19 protein-coding genes are annotated in these 21128 nt (G+C 45.8%); 3 read left to right on the top strand and 16 right to left on the bottom strand.

Annotated elements, in window-relative coordinates; genetic code table 11:
• Window positions 1–62: 62 nt before the first annotated feature.
• The 4 genes from efp to FE296_RS06570 all read right to left on the bottom strand — a co-directional run bounded on the left by efp (window position 63) and on the right by FE296_RS06570 (window position 3124).
• Entirely contained in the window at window positions 63–620 is a 558-nt protein-coding gene (gene efp, locus FE296_RS06585; protein WP_017687580.1) for an elongation factor P, read from the bottom strand.
• A 292-nt stretch (window positions 621–912) separates the two neighbouring features.
• A complete protein-coding gene (locus FE296_RS06580; RefSeq protein ID WP_124116158.1) occupies window positions 913–1986 on the bottom strand; it encodes a M24 family metallopeptidase in 1074 nt (357 codons plus the stop codon).
• A 39-nt stretch (window positions 1987–2025) separates the two neighbouring features.
• Entirely contained in the window at window positions 2026–2469 is a 444-nt protein-coding gene (gene aroQ / locus FE296_RS06575) for a type II 3-dehydroquinate dehydratase (protein WP_036614400.1), read from the bottom strand.
• A 76-nt stretch (window positions 2470–2545) separates the two neighbouring features.
• Window positions 2546–3124 (bottom strand): YqhR family membrane protein, encoded by a 579-nt coding sequence (locus FE296_RS06570; protein ID WP_150364556.1) that lies wholly within the window; start codon window positions 3122–3124, stop codon window positions 2546–2548.
• Window positions 3125–3337: 213 nt separating this feature from the next.
• Between FE296_RS06570 and FE296_RS06565 the strand changes: the two genes are divergently transcribed.
• Together FE296_RS06565 and FE296_RS06560 are read left to right on the top strand one after the other, a co-directional pair.
• Window positions 3338–4330: a DUF1385 domain-containing protein gene (locus FE296_RS06565; protein ID WP_150364555.1), complete on the top strand. Its 993-nt coding sequence runs from the start codon at window positions 3338–3340 to the stop codon at window positions 4328–4330.
• Window positions 4331–4335: 5 nt separating this feature from the next.
• Window positions 4336–4668, top strand: coding sequence for a hypothetical protein (locus tag FE296_RS06560; RefSeq protein ID WP_036614407.1), 333 nt, complete (start codon window positions 4336–4338; stop codon window positions 4666–4668).
• A gap of 61 nt (window positions 4669–4729) precedes the next feature.
• Here FE296_RS06560 and FE296_RS06555 read toward each other — a convergent pair whose 3' ends face one another.
• From FE296_RS06555 to mntR, 3 genes are all read right to left on the bottom strand, one after another.
• Entirely contained in the window at window positions 4730–5731 is a 1002-nt protein-coding gene (locus FE296_RS06555) for a patatin-like phospholipase family protein (protein ID WP_124116155.1), read from the bottom strand.
• A 91-nt stretch (window positions 5732–5822) separates the two neighbouring features.
• Entirely contained in the window at window positions 5823–7433 is a 1611-nt protein-coding gene (locus tag FE296_RS06550; protein ID WP_150364554.1) for a family 10 glycosylhydrolase, read from the bottom strand.
• Between the two features lie 210 nt (window positions 7434–7643).
• The gene (gene mntR, locus FE296_RS06545; RefSeq protein WP_036614415.1) at window positions 7644–8072 is read right to left on the bottom strand and encodes a transcriptional regulator MntR; all 429 of its coding nucleotides are present in this window, start codon (window positions 8070–8072) and stop codon (window positions 7644–7646) included.
• Window positions 8073–8263: 191 nt separating this feature from the next.
• Here mntR and splB point away from each other — a divergent pair, with 191 nt between their 5' ends.
• On the top strand, window positions 8264–9334 hold the full coding sequence (gene splB, locus FE296_RS06540) for a spore photoproduct lyase (protein WP_124116153.1): 1071 nt from the start codon (window positions 8264–8266) through the stop codon (window positions 9332–9334).
• Between the two features lie 138 nt (window positions 9335–9472).
• On the opposite strand, the gene FE296_RS06535 is transcribed toward splB, so the two are convergent.
• From FE296_RS06535 to nagZ, 9 genes are all read right to left on the bottom strand, one after another.
• Window positions 9473–10186: a cytochrome c biogenesis CcdA family protein gene (locus FE296_RS06535; RefSeq protein ID WP_124116152.1), complete on the bottom strand. Its 714-nt coding sequence runs from the start codon at window positions 10184–10186 to the stop codon at window positions 9473–9475.
• A gap of 49 nt (window positions 10187–10235) precedes the next feature.
• Entirely contained in the window at window positions 10236–11039 is an 804-nt protein-coding gene (locus tag FE296_RS06530; protein WP_047843633.1) for a metal ABC transporter permease, read from the bottom strand.
• A gap of 52 nt (window positions 11040–11091) precedes the next feature.
• On the bottom strand, window positions 11092–11850 hold the full coding sequence (locus FE296_RS06525) for a metal ABC transporter ATP-binding protein (protein ID WP_091018152.1): 759 nt from the start codon (window positions 11848–11850) through the stop codon (window positions 11092–11094).
• Window positions 11851–11949: 99 nt separating this feature from the next.
• Window positions 11950–13008, bottom strand: a complete 1059-nt coding sequence (locus tag FE296_RS06520) for a metal ABC transporter solute-binding protein, Zn/Mn family (protein ID WP_150364553.1) — start codon at window positions 13006–13008, stop codon at window positions 11950–11952.
• Window positions 13009–13234: 226 nt separating this feature from the next.
• Window positions 13235–15295, bottom strand: a complete 2061-nt coding sequence (gene metG, locus FE296_RS06515) for a methionine--tRNA ligase (RefSeq protein ID WP_150364552.1) — start codon at window positions 15293–15295, stop codon at window positions 13235–13237.
• 598 nt (window positions 15296–15893) lie between these two features.
• On the bottom strand, window positions 15894–16145 hold the full coding sequence (yidD, locus tag FE296_RS06510) for a membrane protein insertion efficiency factor YidD (RefSeq protein WP_017687565.1): 252 nt from the start codon (window positions 16143–16145) through the stop codon (window positions 15894–15896).
• Window positions 16146–16147: 2 nt separating this feature from the next.
• Window positions 16148–16612 carry a Fur family transcriptional regulator gene (locus tag FE296_RS06505; protein ID WP_150364551.1) on the bottom strand — a complete coding sequence of 155 codons (465 nt, stop codon included), beginning with the start codon at window positions 16610–16612 and terminating at the stop codon, window positions 16148–16150.
• Between the two features lie 339 nt (window positions 16613–16951).
• Window positions 16952–19204 carry a stalk domain-containing protein gene (locus FE296_RS06500; RefSeq protein WP_124116147.1) on the bottom strand — a complete coding sequence of 751 codons (2253 nt, stop codon included), beginning with the start codon at window positions 19202–19204 and terminating at the stop codon, window positions 16952–16954.
• A gap of 274 nt (window positions 19205–19478) precedes the next feature.
• On the bottom strand, window positions 19479–21119 hold the full coding sequence (nagZ, locus tag FE296_RS06495) for a beta-N-acetylhexosaminidase (protein WP_150364550.1): 1641 nt from the start codon (window positions 21117–21119) through the stop codon (window positions 19479–19481).
• Window positions 21120–21128 lie beyond the last annotated feature (9 nt).

Raw genomic sequence — 21128 nt, 5'->3', positions numbered from 1 at the left:
CCTCTGCCAAAGGAATGGCAAAGGGTTGTTAATACCGTTTATTAGCTTACAGCTTGTGAAAGTTACGCACGGGAAGAGTATTTACCTTCACGTGTGTCAATCAGGAGAACGTCACCTTCGTTAATGAACAAAGGAACCTGTACGTTCAAGCCTGTTTCCACTTTTGCATTTTTGGTAGCGCCTTGTGCAGTGTTACCTTTAACACTTGGCTCAGTCTCGATGACTTTCAACTCAACGCTTGTTGGCAAGTCGATTCCCAGGATTTCACCTTGGTAGCTAACGATCTTAACGACCATGTTTTCTTTCAGGAAGTTCAATTCCCATTCCAGTTGATCACTAGTCAATGTGAACTGATCATACGTCTCGTTATCCATGAACGTGTGCTCTGTACCGCTTGCATACAGGTAGGATACGCCACGGTTTTCGATGATGGCACGACCAATAGTTTCGCCTGCACGGAATGTTTTTTCAACGGTGTTACCGTTACGCAGGTTTTTCAATTTGGAACGTACGAAGGCAGCACCTTTACCTGGTTTAACGTGTTGGAAATCAAGCACGGTATAGATATCGTTATCTACTTGCACGGTCAAGCCTGTTTTAAAATCGTTTACTGAAATCACAAAAAATCCCTCCTGATATGGTTAAAAAGTAGGTGATATAAGACGATGGGGTTAATGTTATATGTAAAATGAGCCCTAGAAAGGCCACCTCGTTCACTTTGATTGCAGTACCATCCTCCGATCGCTGTTATCCCCAGATTTTTTTGATCCCATTATCAATGGGAAAATCCGGTGATAAAGGCGAACGCTTCGCTTCTTCAGATTGGTTCTGCACTCTCCGTTATGGTGAAATTTCTTATTTTCAATTTAAATAACACATTAAAAATCGTCTTATATCCCTGGTGGCTGTAATTTAGCCGATTACGGTGAACTTCTTGTCCGACTTCGTGAGAATATGAATACCCGTCTCGGTAATCACTACGTCATCCTCGATACGCACGCCGCCAAGCCCGTCAATATATATACCCGGTTCAACGGTAACAACCATACCCGGTTTCAATACATCGTCGCTAAGCTTGGACAAACGAGGAGCTTCGTGAACTTCCATACCCAGACCGTGGCCTGTGCTGTGTCCGAATTGATCTCCATATCCGTGACCTGCAATGATATCACGAGCCAATGCATCTGCTTCCCGTCCGGTCATGCCCGGTTTCAGGTTCTCCAGCGTATGTAACTGAGCTTCCAGTACAATGTCATAAATTTTGCGCAGTTCAGGTACAGGTGTACCTGTTGCAATGGTACGTGTCAGATCTGAACAGTATCCGTCCAAAAGTGCACCAAAGTCAAATGTAATTAACTCATTCTGTCCGATGACCTTGCTGCTCGCTACACCGTGAGGCATAGCAGAACGTTCACCCGAAGCTACAATGGTGTCAAACGAAGAAGACGTTGCTCCATGTTTGCGCATGAAAAACTCCATCTCCAGATCCACTTCACGCTCCGTCATTCCTGGTTTTGCAAACTGCAAAACGTGGCTGAACGTGGCATCCGCCAGATCTGCTGCTCTCTGCATGACCGCGATCTCATCTTCATCCTTGAACATACGAAGTTGTTCCACGATCCCGGATACAGCCTTCAGTTCAATAGATTGAAGTGCTTCAGCATAAGCGGAATGCGTGCCAAATGTAACACTATCCTGCTCGAAGCCCACTTCTTTGATATTCGCGGATATCAGCAATTCGCGAACCGTATCCATCGGCTTAGCTCCATGCTCCACAACGGTAAATCCTTTGGCTTGCTGAGGCGCTTGTGACATATAACGGAAATCAGTCAGCAAATATGCATTCTGTTCCGTAATCAGCACATATCCCGCAGAGCCTGTAAAGCCCGTCATATAACGACGGTTAATCGGGTTTGTAATCAGCATTGCTGTGAGTTCATGCTCACGCATGGCTTCACGCAACTTATTTACTCGTTTGTTTTCCATCGGTAACCCTTCTTTCTCTCACATTCCCGGGTTCCCGGCTCAGGTTTGTTTGTCCAGATGACGCACAAGAGCCAGCAATCCCAGTTCATAACTTACTTCGCCAAATCCGGCAATCTGCCCGATTGTTTCCGCTGCAATCACTGAATGATGTCTGAACGCTTCGCGTGCATGAATGTTGGATAGATGTACTTCAACCGTAGGGACTTTTACAGCATTGATTGCATCACGTATAGCATAGCTATAATGGGTAAATGCTCCGGCATTCAGTATTATTCCGTCTGCCTCACCCATCGCTGCATGAATGCGGTCAATGATGTCCCCTTCATGGTTCGATTGATAAAAAGCGATGGAGACGCCAATTTCGTCAGCCTGTCTGCGAATTTTGTCCTCAATATCCTTCAGACTAAGCGTTCCATAGATGCCCGGTTCGCGAACACCAAGCATGTTCAGGTTCGGACCATTGATCACAATAATTCGTTTCATCGCTGCTCCACCCTCTCTGCAAATAACCATCTGCTATTTTAACACAGCCATTGCCGGATTGAGAAGCTTTTTTGCGCTATGCCCCCGCTTGCTCCGGCTCGCGTTTGCGTTCGTCCGTGTACTCCATGGCTACTGTGTAACCAATGAACAGCCCCCATAACAAAAAGAAACAGAGTTCCGTGATGATCGAATCCCATGTTAAACCGTTCAAAGGTTTCATCATCCCCAGTTTTGGTCCGACCAGTATGAAGAGAATCAGCCACCAGACGATTCCATACACCATGCCGGGTAACGGCCCTTTTAGTTTTCTAATCGTGAACGTGTAAAGCAAGGATGCCAAGATGGAAAAGACGATAAAAAACAGCCAGCCTGTCAAATGTCCTGCTGCGGTATATATATATTCATGTTTGAAAAAAGGCTCGGCCAGAAATCCGACAGGTACAATCGTAAAATGCAACAGATAGAATAGCCAATGCAGCCCGCCCCAGATAAAACCGGCAAAGAAGCCAAGCTCTAACGCAAAGGAAAATGGCTTGGTGTAGTAGTGTGCTTGACCTTGCCTCTGGGTAGGGCGCCTGCCCTTGTCTTTTGGCTGCCGCTCATTGGGACGTTGACCTTCATCTTGTGATGTATTTTCATGCTTACGTTCTGTCATCGATATTCTCCTTCATTCAGTTGATAATCCCGCATTATGCCTCGAATTTTCGCTCCGATTCTACGAGGTAGTATGTTCAAAACAGGACAATCTTAACAACATCCTTCAAGGTTTGACTCACAAACTAGAAATTGGTCTTAAAATTCGATACAATAGGGTTATTAAACTGCCTTTGATCGCGAAGGCCTAGAACAGAATAGGAAGGTGAATAATTTGCCTCAACAATCCAAGCCTGTCAGCTATGGGGGGCAAGCTGTCATTGAAGGCGTAATGTTCGGTGGGAAACATGTCAACGTTACAGCTGTTCGTAGAAAAGACGGCGAAATTACGTATCTGGAAGTTCCCAAGCAAGACAAGTCCTGGGTCACGAAAATGCGGCGGATTCCTTTATTACGCGGAATTGTCAGCATTATAGATTCAAGTGTCAAAGGTAGCAGACATCTCAATTATTCTGCTGACGCCTATGCTGATGATGAACTGGAACCGGAAGAGAAAGCCAAGCAAAAAGATAAAGAAGGTTCGGGCTGGAGCCTTAGCATGATTATTGGTGTGACCGCCGTCGCCATTCTTTCATTCCTTTTTGGTAAAGTTGTGCTCACATTGCTTCCTGTTGTTATCGAGAATTTTCTATTCAAAAATGCATTCGACAATCAGTTTTTGCATAATTTACTGGAAGGCGGCATTAAGCTGATCCTGTTACTCGCTTATCTGTGGTTAATCTCACAGACGCCGATGATTAAACGTCTCTTCCAGTATCATGGGGCGGAACACAAAGTGATCAGCGCACATGAAGCTGGTGAAGAACTGACACCGGAGAACGTGCAAAAGTACAGCCGACTGCACTACCGCTGCGGAAGCAGCTTCATTATGTTGACTGTCATTATTGGAGTGTTTCTATACTCTCTCTTCACGTACGATAACCTCTGGGAACGGATGGGTCAGCGTCTGTTGTTATTGCCAGTTGTGCTAGGCATTTCTTTTGAACTGTTAAAGCTCACGAATTCGGTACGTGATATTCCTGTACTGCGTTATCTCGGATACCCGGGATTGTGGCTGCAATTGCTGACAACAAAAGAACCGACCAACGAACAGGTAGAAGTGTCCATTGCTTCGTTTAACCGTATGCGTGAGTTGGATGCCAAGCTTGCCAATGTCTCCGCTACGTCAGAAGTACCTGTTGCAACACTCGATCCTGTGAAAGGGTGAATGATATGAACAAGCAGGCAATCTTATTTTGGACGTTCATCGCACTAGCTGCTGTTGGAGTCTTGACTTGGCTGGGGAACGCTAGTCCATCCCGGATCATTATTCCTCTGGTCGTGTTCGGAGCCGTATTCCTGCTGTACAAATATCCGCCTCGTCGCTGGGCAAGCAAAACCAAATCACCAAAGATTAAGCCATCGGCACGAACCATGGCGAAAGTTAATGCACAGTCCAGTGCCAGAAAGAGCAGCGGCTCTTCAAAGAAGCGTAAGGATTATCCTTTCCAAGTGATTCAGGGACAAAAAGGGAAAAGCGATGAAGATATACCGAAATTTCACTAATATCGACTGAACATACAAAAAAGCAATTCTCCCAGCATGCGGAGAATTGCTTTTTTCACGCTTATACAGGAATCAGAGGTGGAGCTTCTGCTTGTTTTTTGCGCAATTCTTTTCGTTGTTTGTCCAGCTGTTCATCATACATTTTCATATTCCATCCGTTGAAAAATTCATTCCCTGCGGTTGCGCCTGATCGATATAAGGCTGTGCTGTCCTGTAACGATAAATGAAATTGAGTCGGTTTAATCCCAAGCGTTGGTATCTTCACTGTACGAAACCGGTTAATCTGTTCGATGTAACGTTCATCATGTGCTGTGAGCATTGTCTCCACAAGGGCCTGAAGCATGCTTAGCGGTCCTTTAATCCGGGCAGGTTCCACTTCCGTCTTCCCCACCATTTTGAATCCGACAACCGGAATAAAGTCTCCTCCTCGTTCAGAACGATCACCATCGAAGAGCCACAACGGAAAATTGCTAAGCAATCCACCATCCACGACATACACAAACTGATCCTGAAAAGGAAGTCCTTTGGAGAATACTGGTGATTTGCGTATGACTACCGGATCGAAAAAATACGGGATACTGCAACTCATACGTACCGCCTTTGCAACATCCAGCTTGGCAGGATCAATGCCAAACCGTCGAATATCGTCCGGCAGCACCAGAATGGTTCCATTGGATATATCGGATGCCGTAATAAGCAACTTACCTTGCGGCAAGTCAGCGAATGTGCGAATCCCTTTCTGCTCCAGCATCTTGCGAATCCATGATTCCAACGCTTCTCCCGAATACAGGCCTTTCTTCAAGAACAGCCTTGCCGCGGGTCCGATCCATCGGGTATTAAATATGGGGGAGCGACGCAGCAATGAAACAAAGGGGGTATTCTCAATAATGACTTTCATCTCTTCGGCCCTGTAACCAGCCGCTAGTAGAGCAGCTACAATGGAACCGGATGATGTGCCTGCCACTCGATTAAACTGAATGCCGCAGTCTTGAGCACCCTGTACAGCACCTGCAAGCGAGATCCCTTTGACGCCTCCACCTTCAAACACCGCGTTAATTAACATAACAAAAAACCCCCGTTCTCCAGGCAGCCACATTTCTACTGCCACTCTATGAGAACAAGGGTTTGTCTTATCACTGTGTTGTTAAAATGTTTTATAGACCATAGTAGGCTTTTAATTTGGCAATCAAGCCGAGAGGATTCTTCGTCAGGTGTTGTGAACTAAAGAATATATCCCCTTTGACCGAACCATACTTGTTGTTGTAGTTCAGCTGATCGATGATCTCCTGTGAAGTCTGCCAGCCAATTTCCGGCGTACCTAACTTATAAGGAGAGTGACCGATATACAATTTTACATTTGTGTTAGCCACTTCATTCGCCCACCAGTCCACGACTTTGTCGTATCGAGCTGCGCTTAGTGTCATACTCCAATACACCTGCGGAGCGACATAGTCGATCCACTCCTGTTTAATCCATGTCCGCACATCTGCATTCATGCTGTCATACGCGGTTACTCCTGCTTTGGTATCAGAGCCTGTCAGATCAACGGATTTATTACGCCATACGCCAAATGGACTAATTCCATATTCAACGTTAGCTTTCACTCTGTGAATGCTCTGCCCGAGCTGCTTAACGAACTGATTGATATTGTCCCGACGCCATTCAGCACGGTCTTTGGTATTCAATGTGTTGTAAGTTTTGAAGGCTGCATCATCATTAAAAGTCACATTGGATGGATAGAAATAATCATCCAGATGTACACCATCAACATCATACTGATTGACCACTTCCATGATCGTATCGATAATATGCTGTCTGGCTTCCGGGATACCCGGGTTAATGTACATTTTGCCGGATGCATTCACAATCCAGTCGGGATGAAGCTTGGAGATGTGGTTTGCAGCCAAGTTCGATGTACTCGCTGAGTTTGTTGCTCTAAACGGATTAAACCAGGCGTGGAACTCCAGACCTCTTTTGTGTGCCTCCTCAACCATAAACGCGAGGGGATCATAACCGGGATCTTTACCTTGTGTTCCTGTCAATACGCTGTTCCAAGGCACCAGACCTGAAGGATAGATGGCATCCCCATTGGCTCTGACTTGGACAAATACTGCGTTAATGCCCATACCTTGCAAAGTATCTAGCTGTTTCGTATACTCCTGTTTTTGCTTCTCTACATTTCCCTTGGCACCGGATGAAGGCCAGTCTCCATTCACAGTGGAAATCCAGGCTCCCCGCATCTCTTCAGAAGCTGGTACAGTGCCCGTGCCTCCAGGCTCCGCTGGGGTTGCCGGAGTTGGTTCAGGAGTTGGGACTGATTCGTCTCCTGTGTACAGATCAATGGTCTGGGCTGCCTGATTCCAGTTCACTCGAATGCCCAGGTTCTCACTGACGAATCGAATGGGTACCATGACCCGACCTTGTTTCAATTCGACCGATGCATCCAGACCAACTACAGCGTTATCCACGGTCGCCTGCTGGCGCCCGCTCGTCATAGAGATGACCGAATCGGATTTCTGAATGGTCACGGTACGAGTAGCTTGAGACCATAAAACAGACGCACCCAGTCCTTCGCTAATAACACGCAGAGGTACCATCGTTACATTTACTTTGGGCAAGATGTAGGGTGATACATCCGATTCCAAACGGTTTCCGTCTAGAAAAATAGCGATTTCCTTCTGCCCGGCCGCTTGTGCCGTCATGCCTGCTGTCTGTAATCCAAGTACAAAAATGAGCAGCAGCATCAATCCTTTACGAACGTTCATTAGTGCAGTCCTCCAAAATCATTATAAATTTGCGGTAAATTCTACTAGTTTAATAGACGCTCCTACTGTTCGTTTAGTTGCGATAATCACCAAATTATGGTTTGATTGCACACAAAAAAATGCTTCCTGCCATTGAAACGGCTAGAAGCATCCTTTGATCACAGGATACAAATTCATTGTATATCACCATGTGTATTCCACTGCTGAAACTTAAGACTCCGTATTACTCATGACATCCTGAAGGTTTTTGAGGTCACGCAACCGGCTCTCATCCTGACGGAAGTATTCAACCAAGGACTCAATGCATGTAATGGAGTCCCAGCTCAGATGATGTTCAATGCCTTCAACATCATTGTAGATATTTTGTTCCTGAACACCAATCGTTGTCAAAAATTGTTCAAGCAGATGATGGCGCTCCATCAAACGTTTGCCCATCTTTTTACCTTTTGGCGTAAGCACCAGTCCGCGGTACTTTTCGTAGATCAGGTACTCGTCTTTGTCCAGCTTTTGGATCATCTTCGTCACCGATGAAGGATGCACTTCCAGTCCTTCAGCTATATCAGACACACGAGCATAGCCCTTTTCATCAATTAATTTGTATATACGCTCCAAATAATCTTCCATACTGGGCGTTGGCATCTGCTTCCCTCTTTTCTCTCTGACCGGCCCCTATTCGTGCCTGGTCCCTATCTTATAATGATACATGTTATCAATACGCATTGGCAAGTCCTGCACATTTTGCAGCGCACGGTACACAAGTAATTGGCAGGCGTGACTTTTCACCAAACGAGGCAAACTAAACAAAGTTCCGCAACGAAAGGAGTGATTTCGTGAGTACAAGTGTAGCCTCACCGCCAGTTCGTAAAGCAAAAGGTACTAAACCCTTTATTCCCGATTTGGTGTATTTTGAACCCGGTGCGTTGGAATATGACAAAGGCAAACGGATTATGGAATGGGTGACATCCAAAAACATACCTTATCAGATGACCACATCCCATAACCGAATCACAAACTTGCCCGGTGAAACCGAACAAGAAAAGTACCGGATGGCAAAGCGTACTCTGGTCGTTGGTGTGCGCAAAACACTCAAGTTTGACCAGTCGAAACCTTCAGCGGAATATGCCATTCCCATCTCTACAGGCTGTATGGGGCACTGCCATTATTGTTATCTTCAAACTACACTTGGTGCGAAACCTTATGTTCGTGTCTATGTTAATACTGAGGAGATCATTCAGGCTGCAAAAGGATACATTGAAGAACGGGCGCCTGAAATCACGCGATTTGAAGCCGCCTGTACGTCTGATCCCGTAGGACTCGAGCATATCACAGAGAATTTAAGTGACTTGATCCGTTTTATGGCGGAAGAAGAATATGGGCGCTTGCGATTTGTAACCAAATATCATCACGTTGATCCGTTGCTGAACCTTAAACATAACGGTCACACCCGTATCCGGTTTAGTGTCAATTCGGATTATGTTATCAAAAACTTTGAACCGGCTACCTCCAGATTTGAGGAACGCATTGAAGCTGCTGGCAAAATTGCACACGCCGGTTATCCCCTGGGATTCATTATCGCTCCGATTATGTGGTATGAAGGCTGGGAAGAAGGATACTCGGAGCTGTTGCAGAAGCTCGCAGATACACTTCCAGAGGAAGCAACCAGGGATCTTACCTTTGAAATGATCCAGCACCGTTTTACCAAAACGGCCAAAGCAACCATTGAGAAACGTTATCCCAAAACCAAGCTGGAGATGGATATCGAGAAACGCAAGATGAAATGGGGCCGCTGGGGTCAGTACAAGTATGTGTATAAGGATGACCAGCAGGATGCGCTGCGCGAATTCATTACGGAACGGATCTTTGAACATTTTCCACTAGCCAATATTGATTACTTCACCTAAACGGAAACAGCGCGACATCATATGCTGATATTAGTATTCCTAACTAACGATTAAAAAGCAGGTTACATGACCCAGAGTGTCCCTGGTAACATGTAGCCTGCTATGCCATACATAATAATATGAATTCAGTTCATCCGTTTAAATAATCATCCAGTCTGGTGTAATCTGCTGCAACCAGATGGTAATCTTCGTCATCTGATCTGTAAAAAGCAATACCCCAAGGAACAACATCAATGCTCCTCCGACTTTCATCATGATATTGGAATACCGTAAGATCCAGCGTGTCGAACCGATGAAAAAGGCCAAAATAAAGAACGGGATTGCAAACCCTGCCGTATAACCTGTAATCAGTGCCAACCAGGTTGTGGGCTCACTTGCAGCCATAGCAATGATCGCTGTTAGAATGGGACCAATACAAGGCGACCAGCCTGCTGAGAAACCAATACCAAATATAAAAGAGCCCAGATAGCCTGCAGGTTTCCATTTCATATCCAGCTTGCGTTCCTTCATCAGAAACTGCGGCTTGAACACACCAAGCAAAAATAAGCCCATAAGCATAATCAAAATCGCAGACAATTGCCGAATCAGTTCCCGGTTATCATTGAAAAATTGGCCAAACAGTCCAGCACCAAGGCCAAGCGAATAAAATACAGCCGAAAAACCTAAAATAAACGCCAGCGTATGCGTCATCGTCTTAAAACGGACTTCGCGCTGATTGCGGTCATCCTTCAATTGTTGCACCGTCATACCTGTAATGTAGGAGAGGTATGATGGATACAGCGGAAGACAACATGGTGATATAAATGAGACCAAACCTGCTACAAAAGCCATCCATACATTAACATCAGGCATGAAGCGGATGTCTCCCTTCCCCGGGCTCACGTGCTTGCTCGTTCAGTCGTCAGGCTCGGAACCCTTTTTTTCCAATCATCGTCAGAATCAGCATCATGATCAGCAATAATACAATCGTTGCTCCAGGTGCGAGGTTCCAGATGCCTGCTACAACCAGTCCAAGGACTACGGCAATTTCGCCGATAATTACGGACAAGATAATGGCGGATTTGAAACTCCGGGCCATCAACAGGCTGACCGCTACCGGAATGGTCAATAGCGCTGACACCAGAAGCGCACCAACAATCTTGATCGCCGTGCTAATGACAAGTGCTGTCATCACAGTGATTAACATGTTCAGAATTCTTACAGGCAATCCTGTAACCGCTGCCGCATCTTCCTCAAAGCTGAGCAGGAAAAATTCCTTATGTAACAATGCCACTACAATCACCACGATCAGCGTAACCACACCTACGAGCTTCAGATCCGTAGCGTCTAATGTATATATACTGCCGAACAAATAACTCATGACATCTGCATTATATCCTTTGCCCAGCGTGAAGAACAAGGAAGCAAGAGCCACGCCACCGGACATGATAATAGCAATCGATAATTCGGCGTAACTCTTGTATGCTTTGCGCAATTTCTCTATCGCAAATGAAGCAAGCACGGCAAATATCAATCCCACTGCAATGGGATACACTTCAATCAGGAATCCAAGTGCAACCCCGGCAATGGTCACATGAGACAAGGTATCTCCGATCATGGATAACCGCCGCAAGACCAGGAACAGTCCGATTAATGGAGCGGTAATGCCGATTAGCAACCCACCCGCCAGCGCACGCTGAAAAAAATCACTCATTAATATTTCCAAAACAAACACGACTCCTTCGGCCTTACTCTAATCTAATGGGCCATACATACGGCTAGCGTACCTGTGCAGTGGTATGTTGCAGATTGGTCTCAGCACAATCCTGTACCTCATGCGAATGACGGACATGAAAATTAATTTTGCCATTCGTTACCGCAGCTTCAGAACCCAGATAACTCTCCATCCGATCCATATCATGAGACACCATTAGAAAAGTCATGCGGTGATGTTCATGCATATGGGTAATCAGTTCAAAGAAACTGGCCTGTGATTCAGCATCAATACCTACGGTAGGTTCATCCAGAATCAACAGATCCGGGTGATTGATAAGCGCTCGTGCCAAAAATACACGCTGCTGCTGTCCGCCGGACAATTGACCAATTCGTTTGTTCGCCAGATCCTCGATCCGCATCACCTGCATCGCATCCGTGCACTGTTGCTGACATTTGCGAGACATACGACGGAACATGTTTTTGTTATTATACAAGCCTGACATGACCACTTCACGAACGGTCGCAGGAAACAACGGGTTAAATGCATTCTTTTGAGGCACATACCCGATTCGGTCCCAGTCCTTGAACCTGCGGATCGACTGTCCGAATAGTTTGATATCTCCCTGCGCAGGAGGAAGAAGTCCTACCAGCATGCGCAGCAATGTCGTTTTACCCGCCCCATTGGAACCGATAATCCCGACAAAGTCCCGTTCCTGGGCCATAAAATCGAGATTCTCAATTACTCGCTGGTCCCCGTAGGAAAATGATAGTTTCTCGATCTCTATAATTGGATCATGACATAGTGGCATGATTTGCTGCATGGCAAAGCCGCCCTTCATTATATATAAGAATCCCATAGCGTCCTAAGAGCCTTCACCGTGAACGGTAAAGACTCTTCTATCTGAATTCTTCATTCTATCTTATTTTAATGCGATCAGCAGATTTTGCAAATTTTTCTCCATTAGGGTGAAATAATCATCCCCGTTTGTTGCCTGCTCCTTGGTCAATCCCTCAACGGGATTAAGGACCATGGTTTCTACTCCTGCTTCACTTGCCAATGTTTTCGCCAATTTGTCAGAAACCAGCTCTTCGAAGAAAATGTATTTAATGCCCTCATCTTTAACCAGTTTCGCAAGTTTCACAATATCCTGTCCTGTCGGTTCAGCATCCGGGGAAAGTCCCATAATGGCATGCTGGGTTAATCCATAATCACGTGCAAGGTAGCCAAACGCTTGGTGCGAGACAACAATTTCATTGTTTGGTACGGTAGCCAATTCATCTGTAAAACGCTGATCCAGCGTCTCAAGCTTCGTACGAAGCTCTTTATAACGTTGTTCGTAACCTGCTTTGTGATCAGGATCTGTTTCGACCAGACTATTTTTGATGTTTTCAGCCATGATCATGGCCGATTTCGGACTAACCCACGTATGTGGATCAATATGATGATCAGCGACATCTTCACTGGTAGCCTCATCTGTATGTTCATCTGCATGCTCGTCTTCGTGCTCTTCGCCGTGACCGTGCCCATCATCACCCTCAGCGGTTAACAGCTTAACCCCTTCGCTGACGGCAACAGACTTCACCTGAGTATCACTATTCAGCGACTTCAGGAAATTCGGCACCCATCCTTCCAGTCCAGCTCCATTATAGAAAAACAGCTGTGCCTTAGACGTATTAACGATATCCTGACTCTTCGGAGTCCAGTCATGTGGCTCTACTCCCGTTGGAAGCAGGTTAATGACATTGGCATCCTCACCACCGATTGCGGTCGTAAAAGCATATACAGGGTAAAATGTCGTCACAACGTTTACCTTGCCTTCCACTATCTTCGCACTATTGGAATTATCCTGCCCACACGCTGACAATACCAGCAAAGTTAGAATAAGCAAACCCGTCCAAAGTAACTTCATGTTGCCTCTTTTGCTCGTCTTCTCTGTCTGGTTATCCAGAACTTGATGTTGAACTTTATAAAATGTCATTATGATTCACTCCGCATCTCTTAATCGTAAACATTACTGAAAGAATTATAGGTAACCTGAACCTACTTGTCAAGCTATCCCGTCCTATTCATTCTTTCCTGAAGTACGGAGTTCATAACAGTATATGCTTGTTCTCTTCCAGTCAGATACGAGTTCTATCAATAAAAAAAGGGACCCGAGTTACTTCGGGCCACCTTGAGTCATAGTTACGACAGGATTTGATTTCTTATTTCACTTGTGCGCCATTAGGCATGTTGTCTGGTACTGTAGCCAGTGTGAGCTGGTCGCCATGTGATGCTGCAAGGATCATACCCTGAGACAGTTCACCACGAAGTTTCACCGGTTTGAGGTTGGTCACACAGATGACTTTGCGTCCAACCATCTCTTCTGGCGAATAGAACTTCGCAATTCCAGATACGACCTGGCGCTGCTCATAACCCAGATCCAGCTGCAATTTCAGCAACTTATCCGCTTTTTTGACTGGTTCGCAGGCAATGACTTGCGCTACACGCAGTTCAACTTTGGCAAAATCTTCAATACCAATCTCTTCTGTACCTTCAGGTGCTGTTACCGGTTCAACAGCTGCTGAAGCTCCAGCATCTGCTTGACTTGCTTCAGACTCTGCTGCTTTTTGGCCACCAGTCATTGCTTCGGAGATATAAGCAATTTCCTGTTCGGAATCCAAACGCGGGAAGATTGGATCACCTTTTTGCAATGCGTTTCCAGCTGGAACCAGACCCCATTGCTTAGCTGTATCCCAAGCCGTAAGTTCACCTTCCTGAATGCCGAGCTGTGCCCAGATTTTATGAGGAGCACGTGTCAGGAACGGTTGCAACAGAATCGAAGCAATTCGCAAGCTTTCGATCAGGTGAGCCATAACGGATGCCAATTCATTGCGTTTTGCCTCATCACGAGCCAGCGCCCATGGCTGCGTCTCATCAATATATTTATTGGTGCGGCTGACAAACTGGCTGATCGCTGTCAGTGCTACGGAAAACTGCAGGTTTTCCATCGCCTGTTCCACTTTTTCCACCGTAGCATGGCCTGCTTCTTCCAGAGAAGCATCAAATTCCGTTACATTCGAAGCAAACGCAGGGGCTTTGCCTTCAAAATATTTGTCTACCATGGCAACTGTACGGTTCAACAGATTACCCAGATCGTTTGCGAGGTCGGAGTTGACACGCTCTACAAAGCTCTCTGGTGTAAACGTACCATCCGAACCAAACGGTACTTCACGCAGCAGGTAATAACGCAGTGCATCGAGACCGTAACGGTCAATCAGGGTAACTGGATCAACAACATTGCCTTTGGATTTGGACATCTTGCCATCCTTCATCAACAACCAGCCATGTGCAAACACTTTCTTCGGCAAAGGCAGATCCAGCGCCATCAACATAATTGGCCAGTAAATCGTATGGAAACGAACAATTTCTTTACCTACCAGATGTACATCCGCAGGCCAGAACTTGTTATACAGGGATGCATCAGATGAACCGTAGCCCAGTGCTGTAATATAGTTGGACAACGCATCAATCCATACGTAGACGACGTGTTTTGGATCGCCTTTAACTTTGACGCCCCATTCAAATGTAGTCCGTGATACAGCCAAATCTTCAAGACCTGGCTTGATGAAGTTGTTGATCATCTCGTTCTTACGGGATTCCGGCTGAATAAAGCCCGGGTTCTCTTCATAATATTTCAACAAACGATCTGCATATTTGCTCATACGGAAGAAGTAGGATTCTTCTTTGACCAATTCAACGGGGTGGCCGCTATCCGGGCTCTTGGCCGAGATAATCTCACCCTTCTCGTTCTTCTCTACATCCACCAGTTGAGTCTCCGTGTAATACGTCTCATCCGGAATGCTGTACCAGCCTTCATACTCACCTTTGTAGATATCTCCCTGTTTCAGCAAACGGTCAAAGATATCCTGAACGACGGTTTTGTGACGCTCTTCGGTTGTACGGATAAAGTCGTCATTGGAAATGTCCAACTTGTTCCACAGTTCCTTGATCCCCACAACGATATCGTCGATAAAAGCTTGCGGTGTCTGTCCTTTCTCTTGTGCCTTACGCTCAATCTTCTGTCCATGCTCATCCGTTCCTGTCAGATAGTGAGCATCATAACCGCGTAGACGCTTGTAACGAACCATCGCATCTCCCGCCACAGTTGTATACGCATGCCCAATATGCAATTTGTCACTCGGATAATAAATCGGGGTTGTCAGATAAAATGTTTTTTGGTCAGCCATGAATGACTTCTCCTCCTTCAAATGTTCCTGCTTCATGTGATCCCTTAGTCCAAAACAACTAAAAAAGAACACAAAAAACTCCCGCCCCTATGGGACGAGAGTTGCTCTCACGTGTTACCACCCAAATTCCCCATGTTTTTCGCAAAACAAAGGCTCTGTCGGTCCTTCGACCGCCCATTAACGCTGGATCACGCCTCAGCCTTACGACAGCAGCTCTGAAATCACTGTCTGCACGCTCGAAAGAGGTTCCTCCGGGACCATATTCCATCCTCCTCCCAGACCGGTTCTCAGCTCATCCGGCTCTCTGCACTGGGGGTGTGTCTGTACTTATCCCTTCACTGGAAATCATATAGAGGTTGTTCAAAAAGTCCACTTTTGATTACGAATCATGCCTACCGGCATCATCAGCATCGAAGTTGAAATTCAGTCGAAATGTCCGTTGCTCACGTAGTTTCCTACGCTCCGCTACTCCATTTCTACTTCAATCCATCTTCTCGGTACTGAAAACCAGACTTTTTGAACGTGCATATATAGGAAAAATATACTGAACCGCGGACCCCTTTGTCAAGTGGACAGCATCCTCAAGTCAATCCTGGCCTGCTTCTAGTTCATCCGAATGCTTCCGGCTATAACATTACTCTGATACCATCATAGACTTTTCCGCCTTTGGTGGTACCAGATCTACACCGCCTGGATGAAACGGGTGGCATTTGGCAATACGTTTCGCTGTTAACAACGAACCTTTGAGCGCACCGTGCACTTCAATCGCCTCCATGGCATAAGCCGAACAGCTCGGATAGAACCGACATGTTGGCGGTGTTAATGGAGAGATATAGTTGCGGTACACCCGAATGGGTGCCTGAGCAATTCTGCGCGATAACTTCATGATCAGTGCTTCCCATGAGCGTGTTGATGTCCCGATGCCGCTTTGGCCGGAGCATGCTCTGCACAGTCCTTACAATATCCAAATACCTCGAACTTGTGGTCTACAACCTGAAATTGCTCAGGCGCATCCGCAAGCTGCATCGGGCAAAAAACTATAGGATATGTCTTCTGACACTTCAGACAGATCATATGATGGTGATGATGATCTTCACTACAGTGCGCTTTGAATTTAACGCCATCTTCGAAGATGACCTGTTCCAGTACACCAAGTTCCTGCATCACCCGCAAATTACGATATACTGTGTCAAAACTCAGTCCGCTGTAAGTCTTACCCATATATTCATAGACGTCCTTGGGTGTAAGATACCCGGGAGACTCAGCAAATAACCGGGCCAGTGTTTTCCGCTGATCGGTAATGCGAAGCCCCTGTGAGGACATGGTCGAAATAATCTGTTCTGTCGACAGCATGATCTAAAGCACCTCCTGTCATACGAGCATTTTGCACATCATTCATAGAGCGACAGTATATTCGACAAAAGCGAAAACTTTTGCTTTCTTGTATACCTCTAATAATGCATCAAATTACGATTAGAGTCAACGAAGGCACCGGGTTAGGTCATTTCAACATCACATAAAAAGGACTCCATACACATGCATTGCATTAGTCTAGCTTGAGCTAATGACATTACATTTTGATGGAGTCCCTTCCTGACGGTTCAGATGATCAATCGTTCGGGCGACTTTTGGGGTGAACGGGTATATATGATATAAGCTTTCACTCCAAACCGTCCGTGCATGTTCATGATATTACTTTTCAGCCGGAAGCGGCGTGAACAGCAGGTTAACAGGCAAGTTACTTCCTGGTGCCGCCGAGAAGAGAATAGTTACACTCTCGCCGTACGAACCTGTGCGATACATTACGCTTTGCTCATTAGGTGCAGTTACAGATTTACCTGTGGAAATCTGAACGACCTGTCCATTCACGAGTGCCACACCTGAATATCTGCCTCCACGAGGGTTGAATGAAATCAACGTGCGCGGAGCAACATTATTCAATGTAATTTTGTACAATACACCGAAGTTACCTGCGTTGGACGCTTCAGTGAAAGCCATAGGGTCCGTTCCTACAAGGTTTGGATCACTTGCATTGTCTCCAAGTGGAAGACGTGCAGGCTTCGATCCTAATTCTTGATCGTACGTAATGATCCGTGTTGCATTTGGATAGGTACCACGGTTGTGAACTCCATCACGATCCAGAACTGGCAGGCTTGACAACACTTCCATCGGGTCCTTGTTTTCTTCAATCATGATAATGTTGTAATCCAGTTCATAGTCACTGAATACATCCGAATACAAGGAAATGACTTGTCCCTGTTTCATCGGAAGAACGCTCAGATCATTAAGAATCAGCTTGCTTTCTCCTGGCTGGATGTACACTTTCTTTTGTCCAGTACCATTCTGCATGGATTGGAACCAACGATCAATGGACAACTTTCCAGCTACCGTTGCAAAAGGAGACGGTCCTGCAAAGCCCATGTTTTGCTGGTCAATGGACGCCGTGTATGCATTGTTGTTTGTCGCTACAACATACATTTTCACATTTTTGCCCGTGTTGTTCACATGGTGAATCATGAAGCGTGTCTGTCCGAAGGAAGATTCCTTGTACACAATGCCTTCTGTATTCACTGTTTCCGGGCTGTTACTGCGGATCAGGAGACTTGGTTCATCATAATAAGTGAAAGGTACTTTCTCCAATGCCGGCACTCCACCACCGTCAAAAGTGAACTTCTCACCGACTGGTGTGAACAATTGATTGAAGTCAGTCAAACTATAAAGTGTTTCTCCCGTAATATTGATCATCTTGGTATAGCTATCGCTAGCACCATGTTTATCGGTAACTGTAATCGTTACGGTCTTCGGTCCTGGAACAAAGAATGCAAGTGCATTGTTATCCCATTCGGTTTTTACAATCGCATTTTCATCATCTGTACTTTGATCAATATAAGTGATTTTCTCACCCATTTTGTATTCTTCTTTATCTGTCGTAAACATCGCGACAGGTGGCAGATTTGGTCTTTCAACCTTAATCGTAACCGAATACGGATCACTCCATTGGCCACTTGAATCCTGGACCGCATAGGTTACTGTGTATACACCTGGTTGGTCGAATGAATCCTGACGGCCTGTCCAACGCTCATCTACAATACTGAGTCCCTTGGGAGAGCTGGATTTAGTTGTGTAGGTTACCTGGTCTCCGGCAAAAACCTCTTTTTGTACCGTGAAGCTCGCCACCGGTTTGGTACTCAGATTCAATACAACCGTTTTGGCAGATTGATTTACTTTATACGTAATGTCCAGAGCCTGGGTAATTGAAGTCAACGGCACCATGAACGTATTTTTTTGTTGATAAGCCGCGCCCTTCATCGTTCTGGACACACCATTAACGGTATAGATCTTGCTGTTTGTTTTGAAACGCAACTCATCTTCACCACTAATAATGATCGTTTCTTTGGTTGTGTTATCATATTTGACATCATAGCCAACCCGATCAACGAGAGCACGGATCGCTACATAGGATACACCATTTTTAACAGCCATCGGCTGTCCAGCAAGATACGTTTTGCCATCTTGCATCATTTTATTACTGTTCATATAAAGAGTGAGGTCTCCACCCCCGCCTCCAGCAACAGATGAACTCCCTGTAGATGGTTGCTCCACTTCTACTGGTGCAGGTGCTGGTGTTTCCTCAGCTGTACCTTCTTCGTCCGTCGGTTCCGTTACCGGATTAACTGGAGTAACTTCTGTTGCTGTAGGAACATTGGTTTCGGAATTCACTTCTTCAGTTGTTTCATTATTTGTTGTTGGAGTGTTTGTTCCGGATTTCACTTCGGATTCCGCGATGGTTTGTTCTTTCTTCACAACCTCCACGGATTTAACTTTGGCTGTATTCACTGATGTAGTATCGCTCTGATCTGCTGATTGTGCATTGGCAGGAATCACTGCAAACGCCTGAAACACAGCAAAAGCGGTAAGTATGGACAATTTCTTCTTCAAATTCATTCTTTGTCTTTGGCTCCTTCTGCTCCCATTTTATAAATATCCCCCTCAAAAAGTCATATTATTAGACGCTTGGAACCGGGAAAAGTTGCTAAAAAGTTAAGAGGAGAATTGTAAACTTTTAATAGAAGGAAAATACTATGAAAATAGTTATCTATCAATTATCTTTTTAGCATTTGTATCCCAAAATTAACCAATAAAAATTCCAACAAAAAAATCTCTCCAGGAGATGGTCAATCAGCACCATATCGCAGAGAGATTTAAGGATTGAATAGGTCTAGCGCAAACGGACAGGCAGACTTCCTGTTGGCTGCAGTCCACCGGTTAACACATGGGACAGGGCCCGAACAACTGCAGGTGTATTCTCATACGTACATACATAACTTCCCGGCCTCGAAATCTCCAGCAGGTCATATGGATTACGCAAAGCAATTACAATCAGCGAATGGTTTTCACTAAGCTTTTCAACCAAATACTGTTGCCCTTTCGGAAGATGACCTGCCGATGTGTACGTACATACGATAACTTGTTCACTATCCGACACATCCGCCAATATCCGATCTGCTTCATCATAAGTGGGCTGAGTAGTAATTTTGTGCTCACGAACTCTGCCTCGTAGCTGCGATAGAGCAATACCCAGCGATTCTGTATGAGACCAAGGTTCATCCACCTCTGTCCGTTGCACAACCTCAGGCCAGATGACATACACGTCCTTCTCTGGGTCCAACGGCAACAGCCCATCATCATTATGAACGATGGTAATACTGTTTGAAGCAATCTTGAACAACGTCGATTCGTTGGGCTCTGTGGGTTTAGTGGATTCAGTGCAATCAACAGGTTCAACATCGGTTGCTTCGACCGTTTCACTCGCTTTCGGCGAAACCAGATGATCATTCTGCTGGCCGCAGCGCTTTCTTTTCCATGTCATAATGCGTTCAACCGCCTGATGAATAACTTCTTCCGAGATTCGGCCCGTTCGAACTGCTTCCACAATGGCTTCCAGCGCAGCAACCTGATCGTGCAAGGTATGACTCACCAGGATCAGATCTGCTCCTGCCTCCACAGCACGAATCGCAGCTTCAGCTACCCCATATGGCTTGGATATCGCATGCATTTCAAGACAGTCTGTAATAATAATGCCTTCAAAACCCATTTCCTCACGTAATAGACCCGTTAACACCTTTTGCGACAACGTTGCCGGAATGGGCTCGGGCTCAATCGAAGGGAACATCACATGAGCTGTCATAATAGCATCAACTCCGGCCTCAATCGCCTTACGGAACGGTAACAACTCCATCTGTTCCAGCCTGTTTCGATCATGAGGTACCGTAACCATACCAAGATGAGAATCTACAGCAGTATCTCCGTGTCCCGGAAAATGTTTGGCAGTAGCAGCTATGCCCTGTGATTGATATCCGGTGATGGCTGCTACGCCATGAGCGGCCACACTTTCAGCATGTTCACCATACGAACGAACGCCGATGACCGGGTTAAGAGGGTTGTTATTCACGTCGACCACTGGCGCAAGGTTCATATCAATACCGATGTGTTTTAACTCACCGCCCAGAATTTGAGCACACTCCAGGGTATATTCCGGATTGCCTGTCGCACCAAGTGCCATATTACCCGGCACTTGGGTCATTCCCTCTTTGTCAATCCGTGCAACCATGCCACCTTCCTGGTCCACCGAAATCATGAGTGGTAGGGCCCCCGCTTCAGCAGCCATATCTTGCAGTTCGGCGGACAGCCGTGTCAATTGATCTACACTTTCGACATTGCGGCGGAAATAAATGACGCCGCCGACGTGATAGTCACGGATTAAGCGAGTAATCTGTTCATCTGCGTGCTGACTGTGAAATCCACACATCAACAATTGGCCTACCTTTTGCTCCAATGTCAGATCATTCAAGGGTTTCATTTGACCTCT

Origin of the sequence: Paenibacillus sp. UASWS1643, from assembly GCF_008693195.1 — a bacterium.
In the GTDB taxonomy this organism is placed as follows: domain Bacteria; phylum Bacillota; class Bacilli; order Paenibacillales; family Paenibacillaceae; genus Paenibacillus; species Paenibacillus amylolyticus_B.
Note: the sequence above shows the minus strand (reverse complement) of the source record. Positions and strands in the feature narration are given on the sequence as shown.

What these genes read in the sequence shown, in the direction of transcription:
- FE296_RS06580 (WP_124116158.1), bottom strand. Translation starts at nt 1,986, where the DNA reads ATGGAAAACAAACGAGTAAATAAGTTGCGTGAAGCCATGCGTGAGCAT.
- aroQ (WP_036614400.1), bottom strand. Translation starts at nt 2,469, where the DNA reads ATGAAACGAATTATTGTGATCAATGGTCCGAACCTGAACATGCTTGGT.
- FE296_RS06570 (WP_150364556.1), bottom strand. Translation starts at nt 3,124, where the DNA reads ATGACAGAACGTAAGCATGAAAATACATCACAAGATGAAGGTCAACGT.
- FE296_RS06560 (WP_036614407.1), top strand. Translation starts at nt 4,336, where the DNA reads ATGAACAAGCAGGCAATCTTATTTTGGACGTTCATCGCACTAGCTGCT.
- FE296_RS06555 (WP_124116155.1), bottom strand. Translation starts at nt 5,731, where the DNA reads ATGTTAATTAACGCGGTGTTTGAAGGTGGAGGCGTCAAAGGGATCTCG.
- FE296_RS06550 (WP_150364554.1), bottom strand. Translation starts at nt 7,433, where the DNA reads ATGAACGTTCGTAAAGGATTGATGCTGCTGCTCATTTTTGTACTTGGA.
- mntR (WP_036614415.1), bottom strand. Translation starts at nt 8,072, where the DNA reads ATGCCAACGCCCAGTATGGAAGATTATTTGGAGCGTATATACAAATTA.
- FE296_RS06535 (WP_124116152.1), bottom strand. Translation starts at nt 10,186, where the DNA reads ATGCCTGATGTTAATGTATGGATGGCTTTTGTAGCAGGTTTGGTCTCA.
- FE296_RS06525 (WP_091018152.1), bottom strand. Translation starts at nt 11,850, where the DNA reads ATGCAGCAAATCATGCCACTATGTCATGATCCAATTATAGAGATCGAG.
- FE296_RS06520 (WP_150364553.1), bottom strand. Translation starts at nt 13,008, where the DNA reads ATGACATTTTATAAAGTTCAACATCAAGTTCTGGATAACCAGACAGAG.
- metG (WP_150364552.1), bottom strand. Translation starts at nt 15,295, where the DNA reads ATGAAGCAGGAACATTTGAAGGAGGAGAAGTCATTCATGGCTGACCAA.
- yidD (WP_017687565.1), bottom strand. Translation starts at nt 16,145, where the DNA reads ATGAAGTTATCGCGCAGAATTGCTCAGGCACCCATTCGGGTGTACCGC.
- FE296_RS06505 (WP_150364551.1), bottom strand. Translation starts at nt 16,612, where the DNA reads ATGCTGTCGACAGAACAGATTATTTCGACCATGTCCTCACAGGGGCTT.
- FE296_RS06500 (WP_124116147.1), bottom strand. Translation starts at nt 19,204, where the DNA reads ATGAATTTGAAGAAGAAATTGTCCATACTTACCGCTTTTGCTGTGTTT.
- nagZ (WP_150364550.1), bottom strand. Translation starts at nt 21,119, where the DNA reads ATGAAACCCTTGAATGATCTGACATTGGAGCAAAAGGTAGGCCAATTG.